Genomic DNA, 15,878 nt, shown 5'->3' on the forward strand with positions numbered 1-15,878 from the left:
ACGTGCACCCCACGGGCCCCGGCGTGCCGCCGGGGCAGAATGGGCCGGTGCAGCCGCCCTACCGTGTTCTCGGTCCGTGCCAGGCCCTCCGCACCGACGACGGGACGGAGGCCGTCCTGGGCGGCGCCCGGCTCCGCGCGCTGCTCACCGCCCTCGCGGCAGCCGGAGGACGGGCGGTGGGCACCCGCGCGCTGATCGACCAGGTCTGGGGCGGTGCCGGCGACGCCGGGGAGCCGGATCGCACGGCGGCGCTCCAGGCGCTCGTCGGCCGGTTGCGCCGGGCGGCGGGCCGCGACGTCGTCGTCTCCGCCCCCGGCGGCTACCGGCTGGCCGCGGAGCCGGACGCGGTCGACCTCCACCGCTTCGAGCGGCTGGCCGCCGAGGGCGCCGCCGCGCTCGGCGCGGGCGACCCGGCGCGGGCCGCCCGCCTCCTGGACGAGGCGCTCGCCCTGTGGCGCGGCCCCGCCCTCGCGGACCTCCCGGGCCGGGACGCGGACCCGCTGGTCGTCCGGGTCGAGCTGCGGCACGCGCAGGCCCGGCGCGACCGGCTGGCCGCCGCACTGGCCCTGGGGCGGGCCGCGGACGTCCTCGCGCCGCTCGCCGCCCTGGCGGCCGGAGAACCGCTCGACGAACCCCTCCAGGCGCTGCGGATCCGCGCCCTGCGCGAGGCCGGGAGGCCCGCCGAGGCCCTGGCCGCGTACGAGGAGGTCCGCGCGGGGCTCGCGGACCGGCTGGGCACGGACCCGGGACCCGAACTGCGCGCCCTGTACGCCGAGCTCCTGGCGGGGGAACGCACGGCGCTCGGTGCGACACCGGAGGCGGCACCGAGGCCGCCGCGGGTGCCCGGGAGCGGGCCGGAAGACGCTCCCCCGGACGCTGTCGCGGGCGGGGCGGAAGACGTTCGGGCGAGCGCCGCCGCGGGCGGGCCCGGAGGCGCGACGGCGAGTGAGCCGGGTGGCGCTGCCGTGAGTGGGTCGGCCGGTGCGTCGGCGTGCCAGTCGAGGAGCGCGACCACGGGCGGGCCCGGAGGCCCCTTCGCGACCGGGCCGGGCACGGCGGCCGGTCTTCCCGCCCGGCTCACCTCGTTCATCGGCCGTGAGGAGGAGCTGGGCGCCCTCGGCGCGGACTGGGCCGTCCGGCGGCTCGTCACCCTCACCGGGCCCGGCGGCGTCGGCAAGACGCGGCTCGCCCTCGAAGCGGCCGGGGCGTACCGGGACGGGGCGGTCCACCTCGCCGAACTCGCGTCCGTACGCGAGGAGTCCGGGGTCGCCCCGGCCGTCCTCGGCGCGATCGGCGCCCGGGGTACGCACGGCTGGCACCGCTCGGGGGTCGTGGCGGCCGACCCCGAGGACCCGTACGCCGAGATCGTCGAGCACTGCGCGGGGCGGCGGATGCTGCTCGTCCTCGACAACTGCGAGCACCTGGTCGCGGCCGCGGCCGAGCTGGTGCACGTGCTGCTCGCGCGGTGTCCGGGGGTGCGGGTGCTGGCGACGAGCCGGGAGCCGCTGGGGGTGCCGGGGGAGGCGGTGCGGCCGTTGGGCCCGTTGCCGGCGGGGACGGCGTTGCGGCTGCTGGGGGAGCGGGGCGCGGCGGCGCGTCCGGGGTTCGCGGTGGGGGAGGACCTCGGCGCGGCGGAGGAGGTGTGCCGTCGGCTCGACGGGTTGCCGCTGGCGATCGAGCTGGCGGCGGCGCGGCTGCGGTTGTTGTCGGTGGGTCAGATCGCGGAGCGGTTGGACGACCGGTTCCGGTTGCTGACGTCGGGGGCGCGGACCGTGCTGCCTCGGCAGCAGACGCTGCGGGCGGTGGTGGACTGGTCGTGGGAGTTGCTGGAGGCCCCGGAGCGGACGGTGCTGCGGCGGCTCGCGGTGTTCACGGGGGGCGCGGACCTGGCGGCGGCGGAGGCGGTGTGCGGGGGTGCCGGCGCGGGGGAGGTGCTGGACCTGCTGGGTGCCCTGGTGGACAAGTCACTGGTGGTGGCGCGGCCGGGCGGGGACGGGATGCGGTTCCGGTTGCTGGAGACGGTGGGGGAGTACGCGCGGGAGCGGCTGGCGGAGTCGGGTGAGGAGGCGGAGGTCGAGCGGCGGCATCTGACGTACTACCGGGAGCTGGCCCGGACCACCGAGCCCGCACTCCGCGGCTCCGGACAGACCGAGGCCGTCGCCCTCCTGGAACGGGAGCACGACAACCTGCGCGGCGCCCTGCGGACGGGCGTCGCGCTCGGCGCGGAGCAGGAGGTGCTCTGCCTCGTCCACTCCCTCAGCTGGTTCTGGCAGCTGCGCCACCACCTGGCCGACGCCCGCGCGTGGGCCGTGGAGGCGGGCGGGCTCGGACCCGATCCGTTCCGGGAGCCCGTGCGCCCGGCCGAGCCGTTCGACGGCCGGTGCACGGACGTTCCGCCGCCGTGGACCGGCGAGCGCCTCCGGGAGGCCCGGCGCGGCGGGCGGCTCTACGGGCTCGCGACGGAGGGGGGCCGGGGCGCCGCCGCCTTCGAACGCCCCGGGACCCGGGCGCGGCTCGCCGCCGTGGTCGCCGCGTACCGTCCCGGCCTGCCCCAGACCTGCCGCCAGCCCGGGACGATGTGGCACTTCGCCCGCCTGATGGCGGGGGAGTCCACCGGCCTCGACGAGGTCCTCACGGCGGTCGTCGACGCCTGCCGCGACCACGCCCCCGGCTGGGACCTGGGCTTCGCCCTGCTCGTCCGGGCCAAGCTCGTCGTGCGCGGCCCCGCCGACGCGGCCGAGGCGCTCGCCCTCTTCGAGGCCGCGGGCGACCCCTGGGGCATCGCCGAGTCCCTCGCCGCCCGGGGCGAGGCCCACGAGCGGGCCGGGCGGCTCGCCGAGGCCGCCGAGGACTACCGGCGGGCCGCGGAGGCCGCCGAGCGGGCCGATGCGCGCTCCCAGGTGCCGCTGTCCACCGCGCGCCTGGCGGCCGTACGGCTGCGGCTCCGCCCGGAGGGGGACCCGGCGGCCGAGCAGCTGCTCGTCGAGGCCGCCGACGCCGCGGGCGAGTGGGGCGCGGAGGCCGCCGGCACCGCCCGGATGCTGCTCGTCCAGCACTACGCCCACACCGGGCGGACCGCTCCCGCGCGGGAGCAGCTCGAACGTCTGGCGGGCGAGTTCGGGGAGTCGACCCCGTCGCTCTTCCTGGGACTCGCCGGAGGGGCCTCGGCCTGGCTCGACTGCCTCGACGGCGCCCACGGACGGGCCGTGGAGCGGCTGGCCGGCGCCGTCGCGGACGTGGCGCCCCTGGCCCATCTGGTCGCCCCGTACCTGCTCGTCACCCAGTTCGCGACGGCCGCGTGGGCGTTCGGCGGGCGGGGCGGGCCGGGCGACGCGGAGACCGGGGCGCGGCTCCTGGGCGCCTACGACGCCCTCGCCGGCTCGTCCACGGGCGGCGGCTTCCGCCCCTTCACGTCCGGAACCGAGTCCCTGATCAGGGCGCGGGCCGAGGAGACGCTGCGCGCGACGCTCGCCCCGGAGGCGTACACCCACTGCCACGGGGAGGGGAGGGGACTCACCCTCCGCGCGGCGGCGGAACTCGTCAGGGACCGGGCGGCGGCGGGCCGCCACCCGGCCGAGCCGGACGAGGCGGCCGATCCGTACGAGCCGTTCAACGGGGCGGCCGGCTAGGACGACCCGGACCGGCTGTCCAGCGACCCGGTCGGCCGGAAGAACCCGGACCGGACGTTCGAAGACGCGACCGGCTGGAAGGGCCCGGACCGCCCGTGGCCGTCGAACGCCGGCTCGGCTCGGTTCAGTCGAGCCAGTGGCGCCAGCGGGCCGCGGGCGGCTCGCAGCGCCCCGAGGCGACCAGGTCCCGGTAGGCCGCCTCGCTCAGCTCGTCCCAGGTCGTCGGCTCCCCGTCCTCGCCGATGGGCTGACCGTCGCTCCCGGTGAACGCGGAGACGGCGACCTTGCAGTCGGGCGGGTGGACGGACCGGGTGGCGTACCACCCGAAGGCGACGAGGGCGAGGACGCAGAACACGGACAGGGCCCGGGCACGGTGGCGGGGATTCACCCGAGCATGCTAGATCACCTGTTCGACTACCTGGCGGGGTCCGCCGCGGTCCGCCCGGCCTCGGGACCCCGCAGCCGGGCGCCCGCCCGGCGCGGCGCGGGCGGGCGGGGGCGCCCACGGCTCCCGGATGCGGACCTACGGGCCGGACACGAGAATGGCGAGTGCCGGACGAACACGTAGGAGGCGGCATGAACGCTGAGCCCGACAAGACGTCCCCGGGGGACTTCCCCACGCCCGACCGGCTGCTGCATTCCGGGTCGGAGGGCGAGTTCACGGCCGAGGACCTGGTCCTCGCCTCCGGCCGTGACGTGACTCCCAAGACCCTCGCCTGGGCGGAACGCCGCATGGCGGAGAAGGGTCGCGCCTCCATGGACGAGCTGCTGCCGTAGGCCGCGCCGACCGTCCGCGCCGATCCGCGGGATCGCGGACGGTCCCGAAGCACCCCCTCGACCCGCCCCCCCGGCCCCGGTTCGGCAGCTGCGAACCGGGGCCGGGGGCCGTCCGGGACCGCCCCGAGGCTTCCGCATTTATGGAACACGTTCTACCGTGGCCGCCGTCGCGCGTCGCACCACCCGGGTGACGCCGGGGACCCGCAGGACCGCCGCCGCAGGACAGCCGCCACGGGAGGCCCGCCCCATGCACCTCGCATACACGCCCGCGCAGAACAGCCTGCGCGCCGAACTGCGCGCGTACTTCTCCGCGCTGGTCCCCGAGGACGTCCACACCCGCTACGCGGATCCGGCGGCGCAGAAGCGCTTCTACCGGGAGACCGTGCGGCGGCTCGGCGCCGACGGCTGGCTCGGGGTCGGCTGGCCCGCCGAGTTCGGCGGGCGGGGGCTGACGCCGATGGAGCAGTTCATCTTCTTCGACGAGGCCGCGCAGGCGGGCGTCCCGCTGCCGCTCATGGCGCTGAACACCGTCGGACCGACGATCATGCGCTTCGGCACCGACGAGCAGAAGGCGTACTTCCTGCCGCGCATCCTCTCCGGCGAGATCGACTTCGCCATCGGCTACAGCGAACCCGACGCCGGCACCGACCTCGCCGCCCTGAAGACCCGCGCGGTCCGGCGGGGCGACGAGGCCACCGGCACGTACACCGTGAACGGCCAGAAGATCTGGACGACCAACGGCGACACCGCCGACTGGGTCTGGCTCGCGGTCCGCACCGACCCCGAGGCGCCGCCGCACAAGGGCATCACGATGCTGCTCGTCCCGACGAGCGACCCCGGCTACTCCTGCACGATCATCAACACCCTCGCCTCGCACGACACCACCGCGAGCTACTACGACGACGTCGAGGTCCCCGCCTCCCGCCGGGTCGGCGAGGAGAACAGGGGCTGGCGGCTGATCACCAACCAGCTCAACCACGAGCGCGTGACCCTCGCCGCCCACGGCACCATGGCGATCCGCGCCCTCCACGACGTCCGTCACTGGGCCGCCGTCACCCCGCTCACCGACGGCCGGCGCGTCGTCGACCTGCCCTGGGTCCGCCGCACCCTGGCCCGCACCCATGCCCGGCTCGACGCGATGAAGCTCCTCAACTGGCAGATGGTGAACGCCGTCCAGAACGGCACCCTCACCCCCCAGGACGCCTCCGCCGTCAAGGTCTACGGCTCCGAGGCCCGCCGCGACGCGTACGCGGCCCTCATGGAGGTCGTCGCCGCGGCCGGCGCCCTCAAGGAGGGCTCGGCGGGCGCGGTCCTCCACGGTGAACTGGAACGCGGCTACCGCTCCGCCGTCATCTTCACCTTCGGCGGCGGCAACAACGAGATCCAGCGCGAGATCATCTCCTGGATCGGCCTGGGCATGCCCCGCGTCCGCCGGTAGCGGCCGCGCCCGGGGCCCGCGCACGCGCACACGCCTCCGCCGGCGGGCCGTGGCCGGGTCGCGTCCCGGGCCCCGGGCCGACCCGGGGCACGGCCCCGAGACACGCCCGTGACCTGCGGAAAGATCCACCGCCGGGTTTCCTCCGGTTTCGTCGCGACGCGCACAGGATCGTCACCGAACCGACATACCGAGCGGTCGGAATCCCCTTACGAGACGGCTATACCCATGAGTAACGTTCGCGGACCACCGGCGCCACCCGCCCGCCCCCCACGGCGGCAAGGAGCAAGATCGATGTCGTACCACCAGCCTTTCCCCGGCCCACCGCCCGTCCCCCAGCGGAACGCCGGGCGGCACCGCCACGAGGCGGCGCCGCATCTCGGGGAGGGCGGACCGCCCACCCGGGACGCCGATCCGCAGACAGGCCGGGAGCCGTCCGCGCGAGCAGGGGAGCCCGCGCCGCAGGCCTGGGCGTACGCGCCCCACCACGGGGACCCCGCGTGGCGCCACCAGGACGTCGCGCGGCAGCGGGACTCCGCACAGCAGGCCTGGGACTCCGCTCAGCAGCCCTGGGACGAGCCCCCGCCGCCGCGCCCGCCCGCCGCCGAAGACCGGGATGATCTGTACCTGCTCCGATCCGCCTACCGCAGGCTCCGCCGGGTCGCCACCTTCACCGCGCTCGGCTACTTCGTCGTCTTCCTCCTCCTGTCCGGCTACGCCCCCTCGATGATGACCGGCAGCATCACCGGCGGCCTCACCACCGGTCTGGTCCTGGGCCTCCTCCAACTGCCCGTGGCACTCGGCGCGATCGCCGTGTACGAGCGGATCGCGCGCCGCCGCGTCGACCCGCTCGCCGCCACGATCCGCGCACGCGCCGAACGGGCGGCCGCGCCCCGGCCGGAACGCCCGAGCCGATCCGCACGTCCCGTATGGCAGTCCGCCGGAGGTGGCCGCGCATGACCGGCTTCAGCCCCGAGGCCCAGACCATGTCGCTGATCGCGTTCATCGCGGTCATCACCGTCACGCTGCTGCTGTGCGTGATGACCGGCCCCGACCGGGACGACCTGGGCGACTTCTACACCGGATACCGCTCGCTCTCCCCCGTGCAGAGCGGCCTCGCGATCGCCGGCGACTACATCTCCGCCGGGACCGTGCTCGGCACCATCGGCATCATCGCGCTCGTCGGCTACGACGGCCTCACGCTCGCCCTGAGCACCGTGCTCTCGCTGGTCCTGATGATGTTCCTGCTCGCCGAACCCCTGCGCAACGCGGGCCGGTTCACGATCGGCGACGTCCTCACCCGGCGCCTGCCCGGACCGGCCGTGCGGATCGTCACGGCCGCGGTGACCCTGACCGCGCTGCTGCCGCTGGTGATCTTCCAGCTCGCGGGCGCCGGAGACCTCCTCTCGGTCGTCCTCGGCTTCGACTCCGACGGCTTCAAGACCGGGGCGATCGTGTTCCTGGGCGTGCTGATGATCGCGTACGCGGCCATCGGCGGCATGAAGGGCACCGCCTTCATCCAGATCGTCAAGACCGTCGCCCTGCTCGGCTCGTCCCTCGCGATCGCCGCACTCGTCCTCCACCGGTTCGACTTCAGCCTGCCCTCCCTGCTGGACGCGGCCAAGCGAGGCAGCGGGGCGGGAGACGCCTACCTCGCCTCCGGCCTGCAGTTCGGCGGCAACCGACTCGACATGATCAGCACCCAGTTGACGGTCGTGCTCGGCGCCGCGGTGCTCCCGCACATCACCATGCGCATGTTCACCGCGCGCAGCGCGGCAGCCGTGCGGCGCTCGATGTCCTGGGCCGTGTCGACCGTCGTCGTGACCTGCCTGCTGATCGCCGTCATCGGCTTCGGCGCGGCGGCGATCGTCGGCCACCAGGGACTCGTCGCCGGCGACCCGCAGGGCAAGACCGCGTTCCTCATGGTCAGCCAGGCCGTCATGGGGGCGGAGCAGACCACCGTCGAGACCCTCCTGTTCACGGCCGTGGCGACCGCCGTCTTCCTGACCCTGCTGGCCTCGGTCGCCGGGATCACCCTCGCCTGCGCCAACACCCTGGCGCACGACCTCATCACGCACGGGCTGCGCCGCAAGGCGCGGCTGAAGGGCTCCACGGAGATGGCCGTCGCCCGGGTCGCCGCGGCGGGCGTGGGACTCGTGGCGATCGCGATCGCCGCCGGCGCACGGCACCTGAACCTTCAGGCACTGCTCACGCTGTCGTTCTGCATCGGCGCGTCCGCGGTCGCGCCGGCGCTCGTCTACAGCCTCTTCTGGCGCCGCTACTCCCGTACGGGACTCCTCTGCACCCTCATCGTGGGCAGCGTCTCCGCGTTCCTCCTCATGACGGGCAGCAACCTGGTGTCCGGATCGCCCCAGGCGATCTTCCCGCACCGGGACTTCAACTGGTTCCCGTTCACCACGTCCGGCATCCTCTCGGCTCCGCTGGGCTTCCTCGCGGGCTGGCTCGGCACGGTGCTCCGCGAAGGCGACCCGGCCGGCCGGCGCATGCGGTACGAAGCGGTGGAGGAGACGATCCTGGCCGGCACCCCGGCGCCGAACGGCGCCCCCGGGTCCCGCTAGGCGCCGGGGGGCCGTCCACCGGAGCCCGCGCGCTCCGGGACCGTCAGCGGTACTCGCAGAGGTAGGCCGTCTCGACCGCGACCCGCAGCTGGAACCGGCTGTCGCCGGGGACCTTGAAGCGGTCTCCGGCGGCGAAGGTCTCCCACTCCTCGGCGCCGGGCAGCAGGACCGTGAGCGCGCCGCTGACCACGTGCATGATCTCCGCGGCGGCGGTGCCGAACTCGTACGCGCCCGGAGCCATGACGCCGATGGTCGCGGGACCCTGCTCCTGCGTGAACGCGATCGACGTGACCGTGCCGTCGAAGTACTCGTTGACCGTAAACATGGGCATCCTCACACGAATCGAACAGACAGGGCGGCGGGGGCGCGGGTGCGGCGGCCTCCGGCCCTGCGTACCGGCACTGTAAGGGCGCGCGGCGAGCCGGCGAATCCCGGACCGCCCCGGTCTCACCTGCTGGACCGAGCGCGGCCCCGTTCCGGGTTCCCGGGCTCCGGTTGAGGCCCGGCGCCATCGGCGTAGCGTGGAGATGATTCGAACGAGGAGCGGTGGCCATGGGCAAGCTCTCGAACGACCAGCTGCGCGAACGGGTCCGCGGAACGGTCGTCACGGCCGACGACGAGGACTTCGACGAGGCGCGCACGGTGCACAACGCCATGATCGACCGACGGCCCGCCGTCGTCGTGCGCTGCGCCAACGCGGGCGACGTCATGGCCGCGGTCGACTTCGCCCGCGAGAACGGGCTCGACCTCGCGGTCCGGGGCGGCGGGCACAGCGTGCCCGGCTTCGGCACCTGCGACGACGGGGTGGTGGCCGATCTCTCCGGGATGAAGGGCGTCCGCGTCGACCCCGTGCGACGCACGGCCCGCGCGGAGGGCGGGGCGACCTGGGGCGACTTCAACGCCGCCACGTACCCCTTCGGCCTCGCCACCACCGGCGGGATCATCTCCACCACCGGCGTCGGCGGACTCACCCTCGGCGGCGGCATCGGCTACCTCGCCCGCGGGCTCGGCCTGAGCTGCGACACGCTCGTCTCCGCCGACGTGGTCACCGCCGACGGCCGGCTCCTCGTCGCCGACGAGGAGCAGAACGCCGACCTGTTCTGGGCCCTGCGCGGCGGTGGAGGCAACTTCGGCGCCGTGACCTCGTTCGAGTACCGGCTCGCCCCCGTCAAGGACGTCTACGGCGGACCGATGCTCTTCGAACTCGAGGACGCGGCCACCGTCGTCCGCTCCTTCGCCGAGTACATCGCCGACGCCCCGGAGCAACTGGGCGGATTCCCCGCCTTCCAGATCGCCCCGCCGCTCCCCTTCATCCCGGAGGACCGCCACGGCGACACCTTCGCCCTCGTCGTCGCCTGCTGGGCCGGACCGCTCGACGAGGGCGAGAAGGCCCTGCGACCCCTCCGGGACATCGCGCCGGTGGTCGCCGAACACGTCGGGCCCATGCCGTACCCGGCGCTCAACAGCGCCTTCGACGCCCTCGTGCCGCCCGGCCTCCAGCACTACTGGAAGGCCAACTTCGTGTCCGAGCTGACCGACGCCGCCATCGCGGCCCACGTCGAGCACGCCGCCGGGCTGCCCGCGGTGAACTCCACCGTCCACATCTACCCGATCAACGGCGCCTGCCACCGGGTCGCCCCGGACGCCACGGCCTTCGCCTACCGGGACGCGTCGTTCGCCACCGTCATCGCCGGCATGTGGCCGGACCCCTCCGCCAACGAGGCCAACGTCGGCTGGGTGCGCGACTACTACGCCGCCACCGCCCCCCACTCCGAGGAGGGCGGCTACGTCAACTTCATGTCCGACGACGACCGCGGCCGGATCAGGGCCAACTACGGGGCGAACTACGACCGTCTCGTCGAGGCCAAGCGGACCTACGACCCGGGAAACCTGTTCCACCTCAACCAGAACATCGAACCCTGACCAGGCAGGACCGGAGACCCGCAGGACCGGAACCACCGGGCCCGGGTGCACGACCGGTTCCGTCGCGCCGGTTCCGTCGTAGCCTGAACGGCATGAGCGAGGACGCTTCATGAGTGCCGACCCGGGGCTCTTCGGACCCCGTTCCGTGACCTGGCAGGTGCACAGCGACCCGGTGATGTGGATCGCGGGGGTGCGCGCGCTCTGGCTGCAGGCGCTGCACCCCGTCGCCGTACGCGGAGTCATGATCAACAGCAGCTTCCGCACCGACCCCTGGGGGCGGCTCATGCGGACCGCGGACTTCGTCGGGACCCTGAGCTACGGGACCACCGAGGCCGCCGAGGCGGCCGGGGCGAGAGTCCGGGGGATCCACCGGCGCCTCGGGGTGGACGACCCGGAGCTGCTGCTCTGGGTCCACTGCGCCGAGACCGACTCCTACCTCTCGGTCGCCCGCCGCTCGGGCATCCCCCTCACCGACGCGCAGGCCGACCGGTACGTCGACGAGCACCGCACCGCCGCCCGGCTGGTCGGACTCGACCCCGCCGCCGTCCCCGGGTCCACCGCCGCCCTCGCCGCCTACTTCGACGGGACGCGCCCCCGCCTCGCCGCGGCCGAGGACGCCCGCACCGTCGAGGACTTCCTGCGCCGGCCGCCCGTCAAACCCGTGCTCGTACCGGCGCGCGAGGTGATCTGGCGGCGCGTCGCCGCCCTCGCGTACGACACTCTGCCCCCCTACGCCCACGAGCTCTACGGCCGCCCCGCACCGCCCCCGGAGACCGTCACCCGCCGGCTCGTCGCCACGGCGGGCCTGCTGCGCCGCGTCCCCGCCCGCCTGCGCTGGCGGCTGCCGCCCCGGCACATCCTCCGCGCCATGGACCGCCTCGGCCCGGGCAGCCGGCCCGACCCCTTCGTGTACCCCGCCCCGTACCCACTGTCCGAACCGCCGTCCATACTGGAAGAGCCGGGGAAGGCGTAGGAGATCGACGGGGGCGGCAGCACACGATGGGGGACTCCAGACTGATCCAGGGCCGGTACCGTCTGCACGAGGTCATCGGCCGCGGGGGCATGGGCGAGGTGTGGCGCGCCACCGACGAGGCGCTCGGCCGCGGGGTCGCCGTGAAGTGCCTCAAGCCGATCGGGCCGCAGCAGGACCCCCAGGTCCTCACCGTGGTCCGCGAGCGGTTCCGGCGCGAGGCCCGGGTGGCCGCCGCGCTCCAGCACCGGGGCATCACCGTCGTGCACGACTTCGGCGAGTACGACGGCGTGCTCTTCCTCGTCATGGAGCTCCTGGAGGGGCGCAACCTCAGCCAGCTCCTCGCCGCCAACGCCCAGCACCCGCTGCCCGTCCAGGACGTCGTCGAGATCGCCGACCAGGTCGCCGACGCCCTCGCGTACACCCACCGCCACGGCGTCGTGCACCGCGACCTCAAGCCCGCCAACATCATGCGGCTCCGGGACGGGACGGTGAAGATCTGCGACTTCGGCATAGCACGCCTCGGCGCCGACGTGGGCTTCACGTCCAAGCTCACCGGCACCGGCATCGCCATGGGCACGCCCCACTACATGTCCCCCGAGCAGATCGGCGGCGGCGAGGTCGACCACCGCAGCGACCTCTACTCGCTGGGATGCGTGCTGTACGAACTCGCCACCGGCGTCCCGCCCTTCGACCTCGGCGACTCCTGGGCGATCCTCATCGGACACCGCGACACGGTGCCGAGCCCGCCGCGCACCCACCGCGCCGAGCTCCCCGACTACTTCGACCGGATCGTCGTCGACCTGCTGGCCAAGGCCCCCGCGGAGCGGCCCGCCGACGCGGGCGACCTGCGCCGCCGCATCGTGACCGGACGGATCTCCCCGCCCCTGCCGGGACCGGGTCCGACAGGGCACCCGCACGCCGGGGCGACCGTCGTGCCGGGCCCGGGGATCCCGTCCACGCCCCCGCCCGGCCCGGGCGCCGACCCGGCGGCCACCGCCCCGATGCCCGCCTGGCTCCGGGCCGTCACCGGCGGACACCGCCCGGCCGAGGCCACCGCCCCTCGCCCGGCCCCGCACGACTCCGCCGCGGCCGTCCTCACCACCGAATGGACGACCGCCGGAGCGGGGACCGGCACGCCCCCGCGCGCGCTGCCCGCGCCCGTCCCCGCCGCCACCGCCGAGCTGATCGCGGTGCTGGCCGGCCGGTACCGGGCGGGCATGGGACTCGGACGGCTCGGCCGCTGGGACGAGGCCGAGTCGGTGCACCGGTCCGTCGCCGAACACCGCGCGGAGGTCCTCGGCGAGGACCACCCGGACACCCTGGCCAGCCACTACGAGGTCGGCTTCGCCCTCGCCCGGCTCGACCGCCCCGCCGACGCCCTGCGCGTCTTCGGCGCGGTCGCCGCCGCCCGCGCGCGCGTCCTCGGCGAGGACCACCCCGACACCCTCGCGGCCACGCAGGAGCGGGCGTACGCGCTCGGCCGCCTGGGACGGCACACCGAGGCGCACGAGCTGTACGTCACGGTGCTCGCCGCCCGCGAGCGCACCGTGGGCCCCGACCACCCGGACACCCTGCGCTGCCGGCACAACCTGGCCTTCACCCTGGGCCGCCTGGGCCGCCTGGAGGAGTCCTACCGCGCCGCGCACGAGGTCGCGGAGGCACGGGCCCGGCTCCTGGGCGAGGACCACCCCGACACCCTCGTGACGCGCCGCGAAGTGGCCCACACCCTGGGGCGGCTGGGCCGCGGCGACGAGGCACTCGCCGCGTACCGGGCGGTCGCCGACGCGCGCGCCGCCGCCCTCGGACCCGACCACCCGGACACCCTCACCGCCCGCTACGAGACCGGCGTCCTCCTCGGCCGGCTCGGCCAGGCCGCCGACGCGCTGGGCGTCTGCCGCGACCTCGTCGACGCCCGCACCCGCGCCCAGGGCGCCGACGGGCCCGAGACGCTCCGCGCCCGGCACGCGCTCGCCGTCAACCTCGGCCGGCTCGGCCGCTGGCCCGAGGCGCTCACCGCCTCGGAGGACGTCCACGCGGACCGGCGGCGGGTCCTCGGGCCGGATCACCCGGACACCCTGCTGAGCCTCCGCGAGACCGCCGTCGCCCTGGGCCGCCTCGGCCGGTGGGAGGAGGCGCTCACCGCGCACGGCGCGGTCGCCGGTGCCCGGACCCGGCTCCTCGGCCCGGCCCATCCCGACACCCTCGCCGCCCTGGACGACGAGGCGCACTGCCTGGAGCGCCTGGGCCGCCACGCGGAGGCCGCCGCCCTCCACCTGAGAGCGGCCACCCTCCCACCGCGGTCCTGAGCTCCGCGCCCGGGGCCGACGGGAAGCACCGAGGCGAGAGCGCTGGGTCGTGGTGCCGACAGCACGGAGCCAGACGGCACCGGCCGGGCCCGGGCGTCTGCGGCGGGGGCCGTCGGCCCGTCGGCCGCACGGGGCCGCCCCCGCCCGGGGCACGGCCGACGGGAAGCACCGGCGAGAGCGCTGGGTCGTGGTGCCGACAGCACGGATTCAGACGGCACCGGCCGGGCCCGGGCGTCTGCGGCAGGGGCCGTCGGCCCGGGCCGGACGCACCGGCTCGGCAGCACGGGCCCCCGACCGCTGCCGACCGCACCGGGGCGGCGGCACGGGCCCGGCGCCGAGACCGACCGTGCCGAACCCCCACCGTCCACGGCCCCGGCGGCCCGCCGCGCCGTCCCCTTCCGCGGTCGCCGCCCCCGTGTGAGCATGAGCCATGACTGCCCCCGACGCGCTCCCGGACCGCCGGCCCGCCTCCCGCTCGTACGACGCCGTCGTCGTCGGCGGGGGACACAACGGCCTCGTCTCCGCCGCCTACCTCGCCCGAGCCGGGCGCTCCGTCCTCCTCCTGGAACGGCTCGGCTCCACCGGCGGGGCGGCCGTGTCCACCCGGCCGTTCGCCGGGGTCGACGCGCGCCTCTCCCGATACTCGTACCTGGTCTCGCTCCTCCCCGAGAAGATCGTGCGCGACCTCGGGCTGCGGTTCGCCGTGCGGAAGCGGTCCGTCTCCTCCTACACCCCCCGAGGCGACGGGGGCCTCCTCGTCGGCGGGGGCGCCGCGCGCACCCGCGACTCCTTCGCCCGGCTCACCGGGTCCGACCGCGAGTACGAGGCCTGGCAGGCCTTCTACGCCCGCACCGCCCGAGCCGCCCGCCGGATCTTCCCCACCCTCACCGGGCCCCTCCCCACCCGCGCCGCGCTGCGGGACCTGGTGGACGACGCCGACACCTGGCGGATGCTCTTCGAGGAGCCCCTGGGAGCCGCCGTCGAGCGGGAGTTCGCCGACGACCTGGTCCGCGGCGTCGTCCTGACCGACGCCCTCATCGGCACCTTCGCCGACGCCCACGATCCGACGCTCCTGCAGAACCGCTGCTTCCTCTACCACGTCGTCGGCGGCGGCACCGGCGACTGGGACGTGCCCGTCGGCGGCATGGGCGCCCTCACCGACGCGCTGGCCGGCGCCGCCCGCGCCGCCGGCGCGGAGATCCGGACCGGCCACGAGGCCACCCGGATCGAGACCGACGGACGGCGCGCCGCGGTCACCTTCCGCACCGCCGACGGCGAGGGCACCGTCGAGGCGGGCCACGTCCTGGTGAACGCCTCGCCCCGCGACCTCGCCGCGCTCCTCGGCGACCCGCCGCCGCCCGCCCCCGAGGGCGCCCAGCTCAAGGTCAACATGCTGCTGACCCGGCTGCCCAAGCTCCGCGACCGCTCCGTCGACCCGCACGAGGCCTTCGCCGGCACCTTCCACATCGCCGAGGGGTACCGACAGCTCGCGACCGCCCACGCCGAGGCCTCCGCCGGCCGGCTGCCGTCCGCGCCGCCCTCCGAGATCTACTGCCACTCCCTGACCGACCCGACGATCCTCGGCCCCGGACTCGCCGCCGCGGGGCACCACACGCTCACCCTGTTCGGCCTGCACACCCCGGCCCGGCTGTTCGCCGCCGACAACGACGGCACCCGCGCGACGCTCCTCGCGGCGACCCTGGAGCAACTGGACGCCCACCTCGACGAGCCGCTCGCCGACTGCCTCGCCCTCGACGCGGACGGCCGGCCCTGCATCGAGGCGAAGACCCCGCTCGACCTCGAACGGGAGCTCCGCCTCCCCGGCGGGCACATCTTCCACCGCGACCTGTCCTTCCCGTACGCGGAGGAGGACGGGGACGCGGTCGAGGGCCGGTGGGGCGTGGGGACCCGCCACGCCAACGTCCTGCTGTGCGGCGCGGGCGCCGTCCGGGGCGGCGGGGTCAGCGGCATCCCCGGCCACAACGCGGCGATGGCGGCGCTCGGCCACTGACCCCCGGTCGTCCGCCCGCCCCGAGCCGAGGCCCGCCCGGGGACGGGCGGGCGCAGGGCCCCGGGGGCCCCACCCGACGGGGGCCTCTCCGTTCGGACGCGTTGACGTCGCCCCGCCCCCGCCTGTGGTGTGAAGCTGATCTGCGAGCGCGGTTAAGAAATCCTCGATGGACCGCGAGCGCTCCGTACGGAAGATTCTCTTCCAGGGATCTTGGGCGCGCTGCCGCGCCCGCACCCGCACATCAC

11 protein-coding genes are annotated in these 15,878 nt (G+C 75.6%); 9 read left to right on the top strand and 2 right to left on the bottom strand.

The annotated features are described in order from the left end of the window. Positions 1 to 47: 47 nt before the first annotated feature. Complete coding sequence (locus tag ACY0MR_RS32835; protein WP_473557044.1) at positions 48 to 3,629, top strand: AfsR/SARP family transcriptional regulator; 3,582 nt, start codon at positions 48 to 50, stop codon at positions 3,627 to 3,629. A gap of 124 nt (positions 3,630 to 3,753) precedes the next feature. Here the strand turns inward: ACY0MR_RS32835 and ACY0MR_RS32840 are convergent, their stop codons facing one another. After that, positions 3,754 to 4,017 (bottom strand): hypothetical protein, encoded by a 264-nt coding sequence (locus ACY0MR_RS32840; protein WP_403310723.1) that lies wholly within the window; start codon positions 4,015 to 4,017, stop codon positions 3,754 to 3,756. A 188-nt stretch (positions 4,018 to 4,205) separates the two neighbouring features. Between ACY0MR_RS32840 and ACY0MR_RS32845 the strand changes: the two genes are divergently transcribed. The 4 genes from ACY0MR_RS32845 to ACY0MR_RS32860 all read left to right on the top strand — a co-directional run bounded on the left by ACY0MR_RS32845 (position 4,206) and on the right by ACY0MR_RS32860 (position 8,420). After that, positions 4,206 to 4,406 carry a hypothetical protein gene (locus tag ACY0MR_RS32845; RefSeq protein ID WP_361858592.1) on the top strand — a complete coding sequence of 67 codons (201 nt, stop codon included), beginning with the start codon at positions 4,206 to 4,208 and terminating at the stop codon, positions 4,404 to 4,406. A 247-nt stretch (positions 4,407 to 4,653) separates the two neighbouring features. Then, positions 4,654 to 5,844, top strand: coding sequence for an acyl-CoA dehydrogenase family protein (locus ACY0MR_RS32850; protein WP_361858589.1), 1,191 nt, complete (start codon positions 4,654 to 4,656; stop codon positions 5,842 to 5,844). A gap of 291 nt (positions 5,845 to 6,135) precedes the next feature. Beyond that, positions 6,136 to 6,801: a DUF485 domain-containing protein gene (locus ACY0MR_RS32855; protein WP_473557047.1), complete on the top strand. Its 666-nt coding sequence runs from the start codon at positions 6,136 to 6,138 to the stop codon at positions 6,799 to 6,801. After that, entirely contained in the window at positions 6,798 to 8,420 is a 1,623-nt protein-coding gene (locus tag ACY0MR_RS32860; protein ID WP_388797118.1) for a sodium/solute symporter, read from the top strand. The genes ACY0MR_RS32855 and ACY0MR_RS32860 overlap by 4 nt, the downstream gene beginning before the upstream one ends. A 43-nt stretch (positions 8,421 to 8,463) precedes the next feature. On the opposite strand, the gene ppnP is transcribed toward ACY0MR_RS32860, so the two are convergent. Next, complete coding sequence (ppnP, locus tag ACY0MR_RS32865; RefSeq protein ID WP_361858580.1) at positions 8,464 to 8,745, bottom strand: pyrimidine/purine nucleoside phosphorylase; 282 nt, start codon at positions 8,743 to 8,745, stop codon at positions 8,464 to 8,466. 227 nt (positions 8,746 to 8,972) lie between these two features. Between ppnP and ACY0MR_RS32870 the strand changes: the two genes are divergently transcribed. The 4 genes from ACY0MR_RS32870 to ACY0MR_RS32885 all read left to right on the top strand — a co-directional run bounded on the left by ACY0MR_RS32870 (position 8,973) and on the right by ACY0MR_RS32885 (position 15,633). Further along, positions 8,973 to 10,343: an FAD-binding oxidoreductase gene (locus ACY0MR_RS32870; RefSeq protein ID WP_392866401.1), complete on the top strand. Its 1,371-nt coding sequence runs from the start codon at positions 8,973 to 8,975 to the stop codon at positions 10,341 to 10,343. A gap of 109 nt (positions 10,344 to 10,452) precedes the next feature. After that, the gene (locus tag ACY0MR_RS32875; RefSeq protein ID WP_392203374.1) at positions 10,453 to 11,316 is read left to right on the top strand and encodes an oxygenase MpaB family protein; all 864 of its coding nucleotides are present in this window, start codon (positions 10,453 to 10,455) and stop codon (positions 11,314 to 11,316) included. A 26-nt stretch (positions 11,317 to 11,342) separates the two neighbouring features. Further along, entirely contained in the window at positions 11,343 to 13,622 is a 2,280-nt protein-coding gene (locus ACY0MR_RS32880) for a serine/threonine-protein kinase (RefSeq protein ID WP_473557051.1), read from the top strand. 430 nt (positions 13,623 to 14,052) lie between these two features. After that, complete coding sequence (locus ACY0MR_RS32885) at positions 14,053 to 15,633, top strand: phytoene desaturase family protein (protein WP_473557053.1); 1,581 nt, start codon at positions 14,053 to 14,055, stop codon at positions 15,631 to 15,633. The last annotated feature ends 245 nt before the right edge of the window (positions 15,634 to 15,878 follow it).

The organism is Streptomyces sp. JN8, assembly GCF_055808075.1.

Coding starts and splice junctions, on each gene's coding strand:
- ppnP (WP_361858580.1), bottom strand. CDS start 8,745: ATGTTTACGGTCAACGAGTACTTCGACGGCACGGTCACGTCGATCGCG.
- ACY0MR_RS32845 (WP_361858592.1), top strand. CDS start 4,206: ATGAACGCTGAGCCCGACAAGACGTCCCCGGGGGACTTCCCCACGCCC.
- ACY0MR_RS32850 (WP_361858589.1), top strand. CDS start 4,654: ATGCACCTCGCATACACGCCCGCGCAGAACAGCCTGCGCGCCGAACTG.
- ACY0MR_RS32855 (WP_473557047.1), top strand. CDS start 6,136: ATGTCGTACCACCAGCCTTTCCCCGGCCCACCGCCCGTCCCCCAGCGG.
- ACY0MR_RS32880 (WP_473557051.1), top strand. CDS start 11,343: ATGGGGGACTCCAGACTGATCCAGGGCCGGTACCGTCTGCACGAGGTC.
- ACY0MR_RS32875 (WP_392203374.1), top strand. CDS start 10,453: ATGAGTGCCGACCCGGGGCTCTTCGGACCCCGTTCCGTGACCTGGCAG.
- ACY0MR_RS32860 (WP_388797118.1), top strand. CDS start 6,798: ATGACCGGCTTCAGCCCCGAGGCCCAGACCATGTCGCTGATCGCGTTC.
- ACY0MR_RS32885 (WP_473557053.1), top strand. CDS start 14,053: ATGACTGCCCCCGACGCGCTCCCGGACCGCCGGCCCGCCTCCCGCTCG.
- ACY0MR_RS32870 (WP_392866401.1), top strand. CDS start 8,973: ATGGGCAAGCTCTCGAACGACCAGCTGCGCGAACGGGTCCGCGGAACG.